The 14,464-nt window shown below is 65.7% G+C and carries 16 protein-coding genes; 6 read left to right on the top strand and 10 right to left on the bottom strand.

All coding sequences use genetic code 11. The features are described 5' to 3' along the window. Positions 1–9: 9 nt before the first annotated feature. The 4 genes from VQ042_RS05010 to VQ042_RS04995 all read right to left on the bottom strand — a co-directional run bounded on the left by VQ042_RS05010 (position 10) and on the right by VQ042_RS04995 (position 3,785). Positions 10–468: an HPr kinase/phosphorylase gene (locus VQ042_RS05010; protein ID WP_331816217.1), complete on the bottom strand. Its 459-nt coding sequence runs from the start codon at positions 466–468 to the stop codon at positions 10–12. Beyond that, complete coding sequence (locus VQ042_RS05005; RefSeq protein WP_331816215.1) at positions 465–2,297, bottom strand: sensor histidine kinase; 1,833 nt, start codon at positions 2,295–2,297, stop codon at positions 465–467. Before VQ042_RS05005 ends, VQ042_RS05010 begins: the two co-directional genes overlap by 4 nt. A gap of 19 nt (positions 2,298–2,316) precedes the next feature. Beyond that, the gene (locus tag VQ042_RS05000; RefSeq protein ID WP_331816213.1) at positions 2,317–3,018 is read right to left on the bottom strand and encodes a response regulator transcription factor; all 702 of its coding nucleotides are present in this window, start codon (positions 3,016–3,018) and stop codon (positions 2,317–2,319) included. A gap of 287 nt (positions 3,019–3,305) precedes the next feature. Then, positions 3,306–3,785 carry a pyridoxamine 5'-phosphate oxidase family protein gene (locus VQ042_RS04995; RefSeq protein ID WP_331816211.1) on the bottom strand — a complete coding sequence of 160 codons (480 nt, stop codon included), beginning with the start codon at positions 3,783–3,785 and terminating at the stop codon, positions 3,306–3,308. 367 nt (positions 3,786–4,152) lie between these two features. Here VQ042_RS04995 and VQ042_RS04990 point away from each other — a divergent pair, with 367 nt between their 5' ends. From VQ042_RS04990 to VQ042_RS04965, 6 genes are all read left to right on the top strand, one after another. Continuing rightward, on the top strand, positions 4,153–5,763 hold the full coding sequence (locus VQ042_RS04990) for a phosphoenolpyruvate carboxykinase (RefSeq protein WP_331816337.1): 1,611 nt from the start codon (positions 4,153–4,155) through the stop codon (positions 5,761–5,763). Positions 5,764–5,920: 157 nt separating this feature from the next. After that, entirely contained in the window at positions 5,921–6,355 is a 435-nt protein-coding gene (gene arfB, locus VQ042_RS04985) for an alternative ribosome rescue aminoacyl-tRNA hydrolase ArfB (protein WP_331816209.1), read from the top strand. A gap of 256 nt (positions 6,356–6,611) precedes the next feature. Then, positions 6,612–7,184 (top strand): fasciclin domain-containing protein, encoded by a 573-nt coding sequence (locus VQ042_RS04980; protein WP_331816207.1) that lies wholly within the window; start codon positions 6,612–6,614, stop codon positions 7,182–7,184. A 230-nt stretch (positions 7,185–7,414) separates the two neighbouring features. Next, positions 7,415–7,921: a peptide-methionine (R)-S-oxide reductase MsrB gene (gene msrB / locus VQ042_RS04975; protein ID WP_331816205.1), complete on the top strand. Its 507-nt coding sequence runs from the start codon at positions 7,415–7,417 to the stop codon at positions 7,919–7,921. Positions 7,922–8,147: 226 nt separating this feature from the next. Beyond that, positions 8,148–8,582, top strand: coding sequence for an Hsp20 family protein (locus tag VQ042_RS04970; protein WP_331816203.1), 435 nt, complete (start codon positions 8,148–8,150; stop codon positions 8,580–8,582). A 38-nt stretch (positions 8,583–8,620) separates the two neighbouring features. Beyond that, complete coding sequence (locus VQ042_RS04965; RefSeq protein WP_331816201.1) at positions 8,621–8,875, top strand: DUF1150 domain-containing protein; 255 nt, start codon at positions 8,621–8,623, stop codon at positions 8,873–8,875. A gap of 100 nt (positions 8,876–8,975) precedes the next feature. Here the strand turns inward: VQ042_RS04965 and ptsN are convergent, their stop codons facing one another. The 6 genes from ptsN to lptC all read right to left on the bottom strand — a co-directional run bounded on the left by ptsN (position 8,976) and on the right by lptC (position 14,278). Beyond that, positions 8,976–9,440, bottom strand: a complete 465-nt coding sequence (gene ptsN, locus VQ042_RS04960) for a PTS IIA-like nitrogen regulatory protein PtsN (protein WP_331816199.1) — start codon at positions 9,438–9,440, stop codon at positions 8,976–8,978. Between the two features lie 59 nt (positions 9,441–9,499). After that, positions 9,500–10,075, bottom strand: a complete 576-nt coding sequence (hpf, locus tag VQ042_RS04955; RefSeq protein WP_331816196.1) for a ribosome hibernation-promoting factor, HPF/YfiA family — start codon at positions 10,073–10,075, stop codon at positions 9,500–9,502. A 250-nt stretch (positions 10,076–10,325) separates the two neighbouring features. Beyond that, the gene (rpoN, locus tag VQ042_RS04950) at positions 10,326–11,825 is read right to left on the bottom strand and encodes an RNA polymerase factor sigma-54 (protein WP_331816194.1); all 1,500 of its coding nucleotides are present in this window, start codon (positions 11,823–11,825) and stop codon (positions 10,326–10,328) included. A 279-nt stretch (positions 11,826–12,104) separates the two neighbouring features. Then, complete coding sequence (lptB, locus tag VQ042_RS04945; protein WP_331816192.1) at positions 12,105–12,923, bottom strand: LPS export ABC transporter ATP-binding protein; 819 nt, start codon at positions 12,921–12,923, stop codon at positions 12,105–12,107. A gap of 35 nt (positions 12,924–12,958) precedes the next feature. After that, on the bottom strand, positions 12,959–13,570 hold the full coding sequence (locus VQ042_RS04940; protein WP_331816190.1) for an LptA/OstA family protein: 612 nt from the start codon (positions 13,568–13,570) through the stop codon (positions 12,959–12,961). A gap of 3 nt (positions 13,571–13,573) precedes the next feature. Then, on the bottom strand, positions 13,574–14,278 hold the full coding sequence (lptC, locus tag VQ042_RS04935; RefSeq protein WP_331816188.1) for an LPS export ABC transporter periplasmic protein LptC: 705 nt from the start codon (positions 14,276–14,278) through the stop codon (positions 13,574–13,576). Positions 14,279–14,464 lie beyond the last annotated feature (186 nt).

Raw genomic sequence — 14,464 nt, 5'->3', positions numbered from 1 at the left:
CACCTCTTTTCAGACGTCGTCGGCGAACGGCGACAGCACCACGGACGCGAGGATGTCGGCGCCGAAGGACGCATCGCGCGCCGGCAGGTCGACCTGCCGGATCGGCAGGCCGAGAATCGTCGTCGTCCGCGGTTCCGGCAATCGATCGATGATGGCCGGATCGACCAGGTCGACGACGAGCCCGAGGGCCGCCGATGCCGCGCATGGCTCGCGCAGGATGCCGATTCCGGAGATCTCGATCAGTCCGGCCAGTGTCGCGGGCGCCGACATGTGCAGTGTCGTATCGCCGTCCCGCACGATCAGGATGCGATCGTCGGCCACGAGCACGGCGTCGAGGCCCAGCGCGGCGCAGCGGCGCAGCGTCGACAGTGCCAGGGACGACTTGCCGCTGCGCGCCGGGCCGCGGATCAGGATGCCGAGATCGCCGATCCGGACCGCGCTGCCATGGACATTGGCCGGATCGCTCATTCGGCCGGCAGCGACACGATGAAGCGCGCTCCGGCGACGCCGTTCGGCGCCGTGTCGTCGACGATGTTCTCGGCGCGGATCGTGCCGCCGTGGGCTTCGACGATCTGACGGCTGATCGACAGGCCGAGGCCGGAATTCTGGCCGAAGGCCTCGGCGGACGGACGGTCCGTGTAGAAGCGCTCGAAAATCCGGTCGATGATCTCGGCCTGGATGCCGGGGCCGTTGTCCTCGACCACCACCACCACCACCCGGCTGTTGCGGCGCCGCAGCAGCACGTCGATGCGCCCGTTCTCGTCGGGCACGAAGGAGCGGGCATTCTCGATCAGATTGGTGAAGACCTGGCTCAGCCGCAGATCGTGGCCGGTCACCATATAGCCGTCCTTCGACGAGCCTGGCAGGATCTGCTTCTCGAAGCTGATCGTCACCTGCCTGCCTGCCCTGGACTGGCTGCGGGCGCCGTCCACCACCGCGCGCAGCAGCGCGGCAAGATCGACCCGTGAGGCGATCTGGCGGGCCAGTTCGGCGTCGAGGCGCGAGGCGTCGGAAATGTCGGTGATCAGCCGATCGAGCCGGCGCACATCGTGCTGGATGATCTCGAGCAGCCGCTCGCGCGAGGCGTCGTTGCGGGCCAGCGGCAGGGTTTCGACGGCGCTGCGCAGCGAGGTCAGCGGGTTCTTCAACTCGTGGCTGACGTCGGCTGCGAAGGTTTCGATCGCGTCCATGCGCGCATACAGCGAATTGGTCATGTCGCGCAGGGCCGTGGCCAGATTGCCGACCTCGTCGGCCCGGTCGCCGAAATCGGGGATCGCCGTGCGTTCGTTGACGCCGCGCCGCACCCGGATCGCGGCGGCCGACAGGCGTCGCAGCGGTGTCGCGATGGTCGAGGCAAGCAGGATCGACAGGACGATCGTCACCACTGAGGCGACGGCGAAGGTGCGCACGATCGCCGTCCGCTCGGCCTGGACGATCTTGTCGATGTCGCCGCCTTGGGTGGACAGCATCAGGACGCCCAGGACGGCGCGGAACCGCTGGATCGGCACCGCGACGGAAACGATCAGTTCGCCGCCCTCGGTGGCCCGCACCACGGTGGCGGGGCCGCCGGTCAGGGCGTTCATGACCTCGGGATAGGACGCGCCGGACCCGCCCGGCGTCTCGCGATAGACCGGCAGGTCGCGGCGCTGGAACAGATCCTGGAACCAGTCGGAAGCGGCATCGATGAAGCCGGGCTCCTCGTCCACGGCGACCGGCGGCAGGTCGTAGCGCAGGATCTGCCCGCGCGAATAAAGATGCCGGGAATCGAGAATGAGGTTGGCGTCGCGGTCGTAGAGGCGCGCCCGGGTCCGGGTCGGCGAGATCAGTCGGCGCAGCAGGGGCGCCACGCGCTCCGGATTGATCGGGAAGTCGAGGCTGTCGATGGATTCCGCGCTCGGCGCCAGCGTGTCGCCGGCCTGCAGCTCCAGCAGGCGCTCGGGATCCAGGGTAATCGAGTTCGTCTCCACCGTCGCCGAGGACGCGATGGCACTGGCGATGATCTCGCCCTGGGTGAGCAGGCTCTCCACGCGGGCATCGATCAGCCCGGCACGGAACTGGTTGAGATAGAGGATGCCCGAGACGAGGACGATCAGCGCCACCAGGTTCAGGAAGACGATGCGCCGGGTGAGCGACGAAAAGATCGTGTGGCCCAGAAGCCAGCGCGTGCGGTAGAGGACGCGGCGGATGAACGGCAGCCGGCGCAGCCTTCCGCGCACGAGCGCCTCGCGCCGCCGGTGGTTGCGCCGCTCCGACCCGCCGTCGCCACTGCCCGCTTCTGTTTCGGTGATGGCCGCCATCAGCCTTCCCTGGGTTCGGTCACGCTTCCCGGAAGCGGTAGCCGACCCCGTAGAGGGTCTCGATCATGTCGAAGTCGTCGTCGATCGCCTTGAACTTCTTGCGCAGCCGCTTGATGTGGCTGTCGATGGTGCGATCGTCGACATAGACCTGCTCGTCATAGGCCGCATCCATCAGCGCGTCGCGGCTCTTTACCACGCCCGGACGTTGGGCAAGAGAGTGCAGGATCAGGAACTCTGTCACGGTCAACGTCACCGGATGGCCGGTCCAGGTGCAGGTGTGGCGCTCCTGGTCCATCACCAGCTGACCCCGCTCCAGCGAGGATTCGGGCACCGGACCGCCGGCCTTGGCGGGTTCGCGCGGAGCACCGCGCCGCAGGATCGCCCGCACGCGCTCGACGAGCAGACGCTGCGAGAACGGTTTGCGGATATAGTCGTCGGCGCCCATCTTCAGACCGAACAGCTCGTCGATCTCATCATCCTTGGAGGTGAGGAAGATCACCGGGATGTCGGATTTCTGACGCAGCCGCCGCAGCAGTTCCATGCCGTCCATCCGCGGCATCTTGATGTCGAAGATGGCCAAGTTGGGCGGCCGCGTCTGCAACCCCTCCAGCGCCGAGGCGCCGTCGGTGTAGGTCTCGACCCGGTAGCCCTCATTCTCCAGCGCAATCGACACCGACGCGAGAATGTTCCTGTCGTCGTCGACAAGGGCGATGGTTGGCATTGCGATCTTCTCCAATTTCCGTCCCTGGCCGCGACGATCCTGTCACGGAGGGGCTCGGCCGCGGCCGGCATTGTACCGGGTCGCCGGCCGACAAGGCAGATGTCCCTTCTGCGAAAACTTTCCAATCACGAGCGCCCATCGGCAGCGCCAATCAGCGATAAATGTGGCGGGATTGGAAAATTACAAAGACGTAGCGGAAGATTTCGCCGCGCCGGCGGCTGTCAGAGCCGCGGATTCGCGCGGAAAGCAGGCTTCGCCGCCGTGCGGCGGCGCCTTGCGGCTGCTGCCTACAGATCGACCTTGTGGTGTTCGCCGATCTGCGGACGCTCCTCGCCGCCCACATAGGCCCTGGCAAATTCCCAGGCCTGCGTGACCCGGCTGGCCTTCACGTCCCAGATTTCCGCCGCGTCCGGATCGACGACCAGCACGACCACATCCGGATCGTTCTTGCCTTCCGGCAGCCAGGACTCGGCCGAGGCATCCCAGAGGTCGGCGACGAGCGAGCGGTCGCTCACCACCTGGGCGCGTCCGGACAGCGACATGTACTGGCCATGCTTGGAGAAAGTGCAGATGACATCGTCGTCGAGAGCGATCTCCTCGACCTTGTGGGTCATGCGCTCGGTCAGGAAATAAAGTTTTCTGTCGTCGCCGCGCAGCCGGGGCGCCATCGGCCGGGCGCGCATCCGGCCATTGTCGCGCGTCACCACCATGCAGGTGTCGAAATTGCCGATCGTGTCCCAGAACTTCTCGCTGTCGCTTGTGGTCATGCGTGGCTCTCCTGTGCCGTTCGTGTCGTGGCGCCAGACCATGGCGCTGTCAGGAAGGACAATGCGTGCGACCGCGAAAGGTGCCAGTGCGATTGGCGGGCGCCGCGGCCGAAAGCCGGCGCGAATTGGCCGACGGTCCTGGTGCGAAGAGATGGGCGATGCTGACGAGGGGTGCGCCGTTCTCCCGCCGCGATTTCAATCGATCATATTGGTACGTGACAGTATTTAATCGATTAAGCATCTGTTTCGATTGTCGATTTTCCAGATGCAGGGCTTGCTTGTCGCAAGGCGCTGGGTAGTTACTGGACGGGCGGCAAGATGGTGGGCGCTGAGCCTGCAGACGCGGGCGTTCGGCAAGGAGACGACAGTGGACGAGATCGGCACGAGAAATCCTGACTGCGGAATCGAGACGACCGGCCTCGACGGGCTGTCCTCCGTGCGCTGGAACCTCGGCGAGGCGGAGCTGATCGAGACAGCCATCCGCCGCGGCGAGGGCCGCGTCACCGCCCATGGCGCCTTCGTGGCGACGACCGGCAAGCACACCGGCCGCTCGGCCAAGGACAAGTTCATCGTCCGCGACGAACTGACCGAGCCGGCGGTGTGGTGGGACAATAACGCGGCCATGGCGCCCGAGGCCTTCGAGCGGCTGCGCGAGGACTTCGGAACCGCTTCCGCCGGCCGCGACCTCTTCGTGCAGGATCTGATCGGCGGCGCCGATCCGCAGAACGCCATCCGCGTCCGCGTCGTCACGGAATATGCCTGGCACTCGCTGTTCATCCGCAATCTCTTGATCCGGCCGTCGCGTGAAGCGCTGCAGGATTTCGTCCCCGAAATGACGATCATCGACCTGCCGTCCTTCCGCGCCGATCCCGAGCGCCATGGCTGCCGCACCGAGACCGTGATCGGCGTCGACCTGTCCCGCAAGCTCGTCCTGATCGGGGGAACCTCCTATGCCGGAGAGATGAAGAAGTCGGTCTTTACCGCACTGAACTTCCTCCTTCCCGAAAAGGGCGTGATGCCGATGCATTGCTCGGCCAATGTCGGGCCGGACGGCGACGGCGCCGTGTTCTTCGGCCTGTCGGGCACCGGCAAGACCACGCTGTCGGCCGACCCGCATCGCACGCTGATCGGCGACGACGAGCATGGCTGGGGCGAAGATGGCATCTTCAACTTCGAAGGCGGCTGTTACGCCAAGACCATCCGCCTGTCGGCCGAGGCCGAACCCGAGATCTTCGCCACCACCCGCCGCTTCGGCACGGTGCTGGAGAACGTGGTCCTCGACGAGGATCGTGTCCCCGATTTCGACGATGGATCGCTGACCGAAAACACCCGCGCCGCCTATCCGCTGCATTTCATCCCCAATGCCAGCGAGACCGGCGTGGACGGCCATCCGCGCAACCTCATCATGCTGACCGCCGATGCCTTCGGCGTGCTGCCGCCCATCGCCAGGCTGACGCCGGCCGAAGCCATGTATCATTTCCTGTCGGGCTACACGGCCAAGGTCGCCGGCACGGAAAAGGGCGTCACCGAGCCGGAAGCGACGTTCTCGACCTGCTTCGGCGCGCCCTTCATGCCGCGGCATCCGGCCGAATACGGCAATCTGCTGCGCGATCTCATCGCCCGGCACCACGTCGATTGCTGGCTGGTCAACACGGGCTGGACCGGCGGCGCCTATGGCACCGGCCACCGCATGCCGATCAAGGTCACAAGGGCGCTGCTCTCCGCCGCGCTCGATGGCAGCCTGAAAGACGCCGAGTTCCGGGCCGATCCGAATTTCGGCTTCCAGGTGCCGGTTGCGGTGGACGGCGTCGATCCGACCATCCTCGATCCTCGTGCGACCTGGCCCGACAAGGCCGCCTATGACGCGCAGGCCGCGCGGCTGGTGGCCATGTTCCGGGCCAATTTCGCCAAGTTCGAGGATCACGTCGATGTCGAGGTGATGCAGGCGGCCCCGGCTCAGGCGCTCGCCGCCGAATAACCGGCACGGTGCGGCAGGCCGCGCGGCCTGCACAGTTCCGGACGGCCCCGATCAACCTGCCGGAACACGCAAGCTCGCGGCCACATTGCCGCCCGGCGCCAGCATCGCTATCCATGGCCATCGAGACGCGGCGCCGGCCGCAGACGGGGCAGAAGGCATGGCCAGCGATCACGACCTGACGATCAACGAACGCGTGACGATCCCGGGCGGAGACCTGCAGGAGCAGTTCATCCGTGCCGGCGGTCCGGGCGGGCAGAACGTCAACAAGGTCTCGAGCGCCGTGCAGTTGCGCTTTGCCGCCGCGGCCTGCGAGGCGCTGCATCCCGATGCGTTGCGCCGGCTCCTGCGGCTGGCCGGCCAGCGGGCCACCAAGGATGGCGATATCCTGATCGAGGCCTCCCGCTTCCGCAGCCAGGAGCGCAACCGGGAGGATGCGCGCGACAGGCTGGCGGCCCTCGTCCGCGAGGCCCTGAAGCCGCCGCTGCCGCCCCGCCGCAAGACGCGCCCCACGAAGGGATCGGTCGAGCGCCGCCTGAAGGCCAAGAAGGGGCGCTCCCAGATCAAGAACCTGCGCGGCCGCGTCGAGGACTGAGGGCAATCACGCCCCGCCGCCGGGATGGGCTGAACGTTGGATCCATGCCGCGATGCGTAAAACCACGATGGCCTGCCGCTTAAGCCAATCGGATGCCGCCGCTTCTTGTCTGTCCGTCGGTCAAGTTCGCCTGACGCAGGCGTGATCGTCGGTTTCGAAGCCGGCCCGCATCACCCTTCGTATCTCCCGCATCCTCCTGACCGGGAGGAAACAACGATTTCCACGGAAATCCACGTTTCACTGGGAGACAACCGATATGATCAAGACCCTTATCCGTTCGGCCGCCATCGCTTCGTTCGTTGCCGCCGGCAGCGTCGGCTTCACCTCCGGCAGCTTCGCTCAGGACACGACCATGGTCGGCGGCGCCGAGATGAGCGCCGACAAGACCATCGTCGAGAACGCCTCCGCAGCCTCGAACTTGACGACGCTGGTCGCGGCCGTGCAGGCCGCCGGCCTCGCCGAGACGCTCTCCGGCGAAGGTCCCTTCACCGTCTTCGCGCCGACCAACGAGGCGTTCGAGAAGCTGCCCGAGGGCACCGTCGAGGATCTCCTGAAGCCGGAGAACAAGGAGCAGCTCGCCAAGATCCTGACCTATCACGTCGTCCCGGCCAAGGCGTCGTCGGAAGAGGCGATGAAGATGATCGAGGATGACGGCGGCGAGCACCCGGCCCCGACCGTTGCCGGCGAGAACATCACCCTGTCGATGGACGGCGACAACATCATCGTCACGGATGCCGCGGGCAACAAGGCGACGGTCGTCCAGGCCGACGTCATGCAGTCGAACGGCGTCGTGCATGTCATCGATACGGTCCTGATGCCGTCCATGTAATCGGCGCATGGCGGGGCCGCCATCCTGTGTCCCGGGAGAGGCGGTTCCCGCCAGCCGATGATCCCGCGCCGTCACCGGCGCGGGATCACGCACTTTCTCACTTCTGCGTAACAGGCTGGCACTTGCCGACGAAGCCGATCATATCTGCAGTCGGATATGAAGTTTGAGACTGCCGAGGTGCGCGCAGATCGCGCGGATTGCTCCAACCGGCCCTACGAAGGAGACGTACCATGCGCAGACGAAATTTCCTGGCAGGCACGGCCGCGCTTGCAGTGACTGCGGTAGGCGGCAGCCTGTTCTTCCGCGGCGGCGCCCATGCCAGCGACGAGGCCTTTCCGGTGACCAAGACCGAGGATGAGTGGCGCAAGCTGCTGACGCCCGATCAGTTCGCGGTGTTGCGCGAGGAGGCGACCGAACGGCCCTTCTCCAGCCCGCTGAACGAGAACAAGGCGTCTGGCCTCTACGCCTGCGCCGGTTGCGACACGCCGGCCTATTCGTCCGAGACCAAGTTCGAGTCCGGTACCGGCTGGCCCAGCTTCTGGGCGCCCCTGTCCGATGACGTCATCGGCACGCGCGAGGATTACCGGCTGATCTACACCCGCACCGAGGTCCATTGTGCCACCTGCGGCGGCCATTTTGGTCACATCTTCGACGACGGCCCGAAGCCCACCGGCAAGCGCCATTGCCTGAACGGCGTGGCACTCAACTTCCGTCCGGGTGCAGCCACGGCCTCCTGACCGGCCGGCGGGCGGATGGATGGAACGGCGGTCTGCCTCGGCGGGCCGCCGTTCTTCGTTTGGCAAGGAAGCGGTGCGACGATGGCATTGAAGGATTGCATGGGAAGAGGAACGGCGGACGATTGAAGGAAGCGAGGGTCGTCGCCATATGGGAACCATTGGCCGGGAGCGGTGCCTGTCAGGGCCGCTGCCACCGAAAGTCGCTTTCCGAAGGACTTCACGACCGATGAGCCGCATGACGCCGTTTTCCAGCCCGCTGCTGCTTGGCTTCGACAGCGTCGAAAGGACGCTGGAGAGGATCGCCAAGGGCGGTGACGGTTACCCTCCCTACAACATCGAACGGATCCGTCCCAGGCCCGCCGATGACCAGAGCGAGGATCTCATCCGCATCACCCTGGCGGTGGCGGGGTTCCGGCCCGAGGACCTCGAGGTCACGACGGAAGAGAACCAACTGATGATCCGCGGCCGCCAGAGCGACGATTCGGAGCGCGAATATCTGCATCGCGGCATCGCGGCGCGACAGTTCCAGAAGTGTTTCCTCCTCGCCGACGGCATGCGGATCACCGGGGCGACACTGAAAAACGGCCTTCTGCTCGTGGATCTGGCCAAGCCTGAACCCGAGCGAATCGTCAAGAAGATCAAGATCGCGGTCGCCGACTGACCCGAACTGCCTACGTTTGCCTAGAAAGGAGACGTCCTATGACCCATGAAATCGCGTCGACCATGACCGAAACGGATCTCGCTGCCATCGGCGAGGGGCATCTCGCCTATCTGCGCCGCATGTCCTCCGACGACATGCGCGCGCGCTTCCCGGCGGCGAAGTCGATCCAGCCGGGTCTCAATCTGTGGGCGCTGTTCTCCGCCGACGGCACGCCCCTGGCGGTTTCCGACGACCGCGGCAGCATCCTGGCCAGCGCCGACGAGAACGAGTTGCAGACCGTCAGCACCCACTGACGGCCAGCCGACAATCGGACATGAAAAAGGCGGGACTGCTTGGGCAGGCCCGCCTTTTTACGTTGACCGCACCGGTCGTGACAGCCCCTGATCGGGGTGATCAGGCGGCGTTCTGCGTGGCCGCGGTGGTCATCAGCGAATAGATCGAACCGGCGTCGCGCGAGCCGCGGATATTGGCCACCGTCTCCGGGTTGCGCAGCAGCCGCGCGACCTTCGACAGGGCCTTCAGATGGTCGGCACCCGAACCCTCGGGCGCGAGCAGGAGGAAGACGAGGTCCACCGGCTGGTCGTCCAGGGCATCAAACTCGACGGGGCGGCTGAGGCGCGCGAAGACGCCCACGATCCGGTCGAGCGACGGCAGCTTTCCATGCGGGATCGCGATGCCGTTGCCGACGCCCGTCGAGCCGAGCTTCTCGCGCTGCAGGATCGTCTCGAAGATCTCACGCTCGGTGAGTCCGGTGATCTCCGCAGCCTTTTCGGCCAACTCCTGAAGCACCTGCTTCTTGGAGTTGGCCCGCAAGCCGGGCAGAATCGCCGCCGGTTCGATGAGCGTTTCGAAGTCCATCGCTGCGATGCCTTATCCTGCGGAGCGCGTCAGTGTGAGCCCCAAACCTTGTGTGGCGCTCACGCTCGCTCGGCGTAGGTCGACGGGTCGACCCAGCCGTAATTGCCGTCCGGCCGCCGAAAGACGATGTTCAGATCGCCCGACTTGGCATTGCGGAACACCACCACCGGACCGTCCTGACGATCGAGTTCCATGACAGCACCGGCAACCGAAAGCGTGCCAACCTTCAGCGTGGTCTCGGCGATGATCGCCGGGGAGAAATCCTCGGGAAGCTCTTCGTCCTCTTCCGGGATCGCCGCCATGACCGAATAGGTCATGTCGCGATGCTCGGTCGATGAGGCCTTGTGATCCTTCAGCCGGCGCTTGTAGCGACGCAGCCGCTTCTCGATCCGCTCGGCCGCCTCGGCAAAGCTGACCTCCGGTTCGTGAGCCTGGCCCGCAGCCTGGAACACGACACCGGTATCGAGATGCACGACGCAATCGGTCGAGAAACGGGAGCCGTTCTTCGACACGACGACCGTACCGGAAAAGTTTCCGTCGAAATATTTGTCGACCGCTTCGCCCAGACGATCGCTGATCCGCGTACGGAACGAGTCGCCGATGTCCATGTGCTTACCCGAGATACGAAGACTCATGGCTGGAAGCTCCCTTGCGGTGACAGTTGACCCGGCATCGTGAACCGGTCGACAGGAACGCGCCGGGCCGGAGTTGGATGCCGTCCGATCATCGCAATCGCGGCATGATCGGACATTGCGCCCTCCAGGCTCAAGAAGTGGCGCCTTCTAGGGAGGATCGCCCGGAGTGTCAACGCGGCCGGCCCCGCGTCCGGGAAAGGGGTCCGCAACCCGCCGCGGTCCCAGCGCGGCGTCGGGGCGGAGTCCGCCATCAGGAGGCCAGCCGCCGCGCGTTCATCTCGCGCCGGCGCTGGATTGAGGAGGGAATGCCGAGCGCCTCGCGATATTTCGCCACGGTGCGCCTGGCCAGATCGACTCCTTCCTTCTTCAATATGGCGGCGATGTCGTCGTCAGACATCACCTTGCCCTGGCTTTCCCCATCGATCAGCAGCTTGATCCGGTATTTCACGCTCTCGGCCGAATGGGCATCGCCGCCATTTGCCGAGGCGATCGCCACCGTGAAGAAGAACCGCATTTCAAAGGTCCCGCGGGGCGTTGCGATGAACTTGGTCGCGGTCACCCGGCTGACGGTGGATTCGTGCATGCCGATCGCTTCGGCGACGCACGTCAGCGTCATCGGTTTCAGCCCGCCGATGCCCTTGGTCAGGAAGCCGTCCTGCCGCCGCACGATCTCGCTGGCGACCTTGACGATGGTCTTTGCCCGCTGGTCCAGCGAGCGCACCAGCCAATTTGCCGATTGCTGGCATTCGCCGATGAACACGCGGTCATCGTCGGACAAGCCGCCGCTGCGCACGGTGCGCAGATAGTCATTGTCGACCAGGACGCGGGGCAGGGCCTCGGGATTGAGCTCGACCTGCCAGCCGCCGTCCTGCGCCTCGGTCACGATGACGTCGGGGACGATGGCCTCGAAACCCTCATGATCGAAGGCATGACCGGGCTTGGGGTCGAGTCCCCGGATCTCGGCCAGGATATCCATCAGTCCGGGTTCGTCCTCGCCGGTCAGCCGTCGAAGCGCCGCGAAGTCGCGCCGTGCGAGAAGGTCGAGATTGCCGATCACCGCAGCGATGACGGGGTCGAAGCGGTTGCGGCGGCGAAGCTGGATGGCGAGGCATTCGGCGAGATCGCGGGCGAACAGGCCGGCCGGTGTCGCCTCGCTCTGGATGGTTGCCAGCACCGGCTCGATGTCTTCGACCGTGACGCCCAGATCTGCGGCAAGCTGGTCGCAGGACAGCCGCAGATAGCCGCTTTCGTCGAGATGCTCGACCATGGCCTCTCCGATCTTCCGGGCGGGACCGGCCGACAGCGCATCGCGCACTTCCGACCGGGCGTGGGCGTTGAGCGATGGCTGCCGTTCGGCCAGATCCTCGACGCTGAAATCATGCTCGGAGGCCATGATGCGGCCTTCGCCGCGCCGGCCAATGTCTGCACGCTCGGGCCGGTCGACGGCCTCCTCGCGCCCTGCAAAGCCGCTCTCGAAGGTGGCGCTGTCGTTCTCCGAACCTGTAATCGGCGTCCCGGCAGCCGCCTCGTCATGCGAAGCCATCGGCACGGGCATATCGGCTGGGACCGCCGAATCGCCGGCAGGCTCGGCCGCGCCTGCGGCGAGCAGCGGATTGCGCTCCACCTCTCCGGCGACATAGGCCGCCAGTTCGACATTGCTGTACTGCAGGAGTCGAATGGATTGCAGCAGCTGGGGCGTCATCACCAGCGATTGCGATTGCCGCATCTGCAGTTTGGCGGAAAGAGCCATGGACGCCGAGACACTCCCCCAGGACGGGCCTGCCGACCCGGGACGGGTCTGTTGACGGGAACGGTTATCATTCCGATCAGAACCGCGGGATGCCGCCGTCCTTTCCCGGCCATCAAAGCGGTTTGCCACATTCGTTGTCAATGTGAGTTCGATCGGGGCAAGAGACTGCCGAGGCCGTTCTCGGCGCGCTGCCCTGCGGCTGCGGTGGCGTGGCAGTCGATCCGCGGCCGCAGGGCGCGTGGCCCGCCTTCCGGCTGCGCATGATTTGGGCGACGGTTTCTAGAAGCTGAATTCGTCGCCGAGATAGAATCGCCGCACGTCGGGATTATCGACGATCTCCTGCGGCTTGCCGTGGGTCAGCACCGCGCCGGCATGCATGATGTAGGCGCGGTCGATCAGACCCAGCGTCTCGCGGACATTGTGGTCAGTGACGAGGACGCCGATGCCGCGCTTGGTCAGATGCCGCACCAGTTCCTGAATGTCGGAGACGGCGATCGGATCGACGCCGGCGAAGGGCTCGTCCAGCAGCATGAAGGTCGGCTTGGAAGCGAGGGCACGGGCAATCTCGCAGCGCCGCCGCTCGCCGCCCGACAGCGATGTCGAGGCCTGCTTGCGCAGGTGGTCGATGTGGAATTCGCCGAGCAGCGCCGTCAGCTCTGCCTCGCGCACGTCGCGATCGGGTTCCACGACCTCCAGCACGGCGCGGATGTTGTCCTCCACCGACAGGCCACGGAAGATCGACGCTTCCTGGGGAAGATAGCCGATGCCGAGGCGCGAGCGCCGATACATCGGCACCGCCGTGATGTCGTGGCCGTCGAGCATGATGCGGCCGGCATCGACGGGGACGAGGCCTGTGATCATGTAGAAGCAGGTCGTCTTGCCGGCGCCGTTGGGGCCGAGCAGGCCGACCGCTTCGCCGCGTCGGACCATGAGTCCCACATCGTCGACGACGCGGCGGCCGCGATAGGTCTTGGTCAGGCCGGCAGCCGCCAGCGTTCCTTCCGCCTCGTCCGGCAAGAGACCTTCGCGCCCGTCCAGGCCATCGTGCGGGTCGTACGCCGGCGCGGCGGGCTCCAGGCCCGCTTGCGACGCTGACATCAAGGATTCTGCGGGCTGGCGTTTCAAGGCGCGTCTCAATTCGTCGCCTGGCCGGCGCCCGGCGTCAGCATCAAGCGCACACGACCGCCCGTGTCGACGCCATCGCAAGAACTCTCGAGGCGCGCCAGGCCGGTATCCATCTGTATTGTCAGCCGGCAGCCCTCGGCGACGTTCTGGCCCTGTGTCAGGACGACATTGCCGCGCATCACCACCACTTGGCTGGTCATGTCGAAATCAGCCTGGTCGGCGGTGGCGACCTGATCGGCCGATTTCACGTAGACCTTCTCGCTGGCTTCCAGGCGCTCGATCTGGTTCGAACCGCCCGGCAGGCCGCCGCCCCCGCGGGACGCCTGGCCGTCGGCGCTCTCGTCCTTCTTGTAGGTGACCACGAGCCGACCGGTGCGCAGTTCGGTTTCTCCCTGCTCGACCTGGACATTGCCGGTAAAGGTCGCGATTGCCTGGGCATCATCCACGACCAACTGGTTCGACTCGATCGAGATCGGCTGGTCGCCGTCGACCTGCAGGCCGCCAAAGCTCTGCCCGAGTCCGGGCTCGGTCTGCTGGGCCCCGACAGGCGAGCCTACGGCGAGCCCGGCGAGGAGGGCGGCGCTGGCAATGATGGCGCTGCGGGAGATGAAGCTTCGCATTGGTTACTCGCTGGTTGACGCTTGTTGCAGGGCTTGCGACGGCGGTTCGGGGCGCAGCAGCATCTTGACCCGCCCGCCAAAGGTAATCACTGCGCCGCCGTCCGAAAGATTCAGCGAGCTCGATTCGATCGTCTGGTTCGGTGTCTCGATCCGGACCGGGCCGCGACCCTTCATCTCGCCGCTGGCGATGTCGATGTCCGCGGCGGCCAGGCTGATGGTGATGCCACTGGTCGTATCGACCTGCACGCCACCGTCAAGCTTCAGGGTTTCGGCGGTAGGGTCGTATTTTCCGGCGGCAGCCAAGATATCGGCCGTCGTGTCATCGTCGATCGCGATCTTGGCGGTAATCTTTTCCAGATCGACGCCCCCGCCGCCCAGAGACTGGATCGCCCGCTCGGCGATCAGTTCATAAGGTCGGTTGTTGGAGTCGATACCGGACATGCGCGGGTCTTCCATGACGATGCGGCCGTCCTCGATGGACGTGCCGACAACCGAGAAATCCTCCGGCAGGCTGCGCGCCACCCAGGTCACTGCGATGCCGCCGACGACGATCAGCGCGGCCAGGGCCGGCAACCCTATCTTGAGGATCCGCACCAGCCGCGAGTGGCGTCGCGCGCGAACGAACTCGCGCGACGCGCGCGACGCCGGCTGCAACCGGTCATGTGCCCCGCTGGTCGCGCGCAACTCGGGATGGTTGCTGTCTACCATCGATCTCGTCCTCTGGGTGCCATTGCTCCGTGCCAGACCCTGCGGCACGTGAAAAGCAGCCCCCGCATCCTGCACAGCAATACGGGGTTTTTGCGTTCGACCGGCAGACAGACGTTAACACTACGCGTAAAAAGTGAATTGTTCGTGTGCCTCGGCCAGCATCATATGGGAATGGTTGTCACCGCA

This window comes from Aurantimonas sp. A2-1-M11 (genome assembly GCF_036549475.1).
Taxonomy (GTDB): Bacteria; Pseudomonadota; Alphaproteobacteria; order Rhizobiales; family Rhizobiaceae; genus Aurantimonas.
The sequence above is the reverse complement of the archived record's forward strand: the minus strand, read 5'-3'. Positions and strand labels throughout refer to the sequence as shown.

Coding starts and splice junctions, on each gene's coding strand:
- VQ042_RS04970 (WP_331816203.1), top strand. CDS start 8,148: ATGAGCCGCATGACGCCGTTTTCCAGCCCGCTGCTGCTTGGCTTCGAC.
- lptB (WP_331816192.1), bottom strand. CDS start 12,923: ATGTCAGCGTCGCAAGCGGGCCTGGAGCCCGCCGCGCCGGCGTACGAC.
- lptC (WP_331816188.1), bottom strand. CDS start 14,278: ATGGTAGACAGCAACCATCCCGAGTTGCGCGCGACCAGCGGGGCACAT.
- VQ042_RS04940 (WP_331816190.1), bottom strand. CDS start 13,570: ATGCGAAGCTTCATCTCCCGCAGCGCCATCATTGCCAGCGCCGCCCTC.
- hpf (WP_331816196.1), bottom strand. CDS start 10,075: ATGAGTCTTCGTATCTCGGGTAAGCACATGGACATCGGCGACTCGTTC.
- ptsN (WP_331816199.1), bottom strand. CDS start 9,440: ATGGACTTCGAAACGCTCATCGAACCGGCGGCGATTCTGCCCGGCTTG.
- msrB (WP_331816205.1), top strand. CDS start 7,415: ATGCGCAGACGAAATTTCCTGGCAGGCACGGCCGCGCTTGCAGTGACT.
- VQ042_RS05010 (WP_331816217.1), bottom strand. CDS start 468: ATGAGCGATCCGGCCAATGTCCATGGCAGCGCGGTCCGGATCGGCGAT.
- VQ042_RS05000 (WP_331816213.1), bottom strand. CDS start 3,018: ATGCCAACCATCGCCCTTGTCGACGACGACAGGAACATTCTCGCGTCG.
- VQ042_RS05005 (WP_331816215.1), bottom strand. CDS start 2,297: ATGGCGGCCATCACCGAAACAGAAGCGGGCAGTGGCGACGGCGGGTCG.
- VQ042_RS04995 (WP_331816211.1), bottom strand. CDS start 3,785: ATGACCACAAGCGACAGCGAGAAGTTCTGGGACACGATCGGCAATTTC.
- arfB (WP_331816209.1), top strand. CDS start 5,921: ATGGCCAGCGATCACGACCTGACGATCAACGAACGCGTGACGATCCCG.
- VQ042_RS04965 (WP_331816201.1), top strand. CDS start 8,621: ATGACCCATGAAATCGCGTCGACCATGACCGAAACGGATCTCGCTGCC.
- rpoN (WP_331816194.1), bottom strand. CDS start 11,825: ATGGCTCTTTCCGCCAAACTGCAGATGCGGCAATCGCAATCGCTGGTG.
- VQ042_RS04980 (WP_331816207.1), top strand. CDS start 6,612: ATGATCAAGACCCTTATCCGTTCGGCCGCCATCGCTTCGTTCGTTGCC.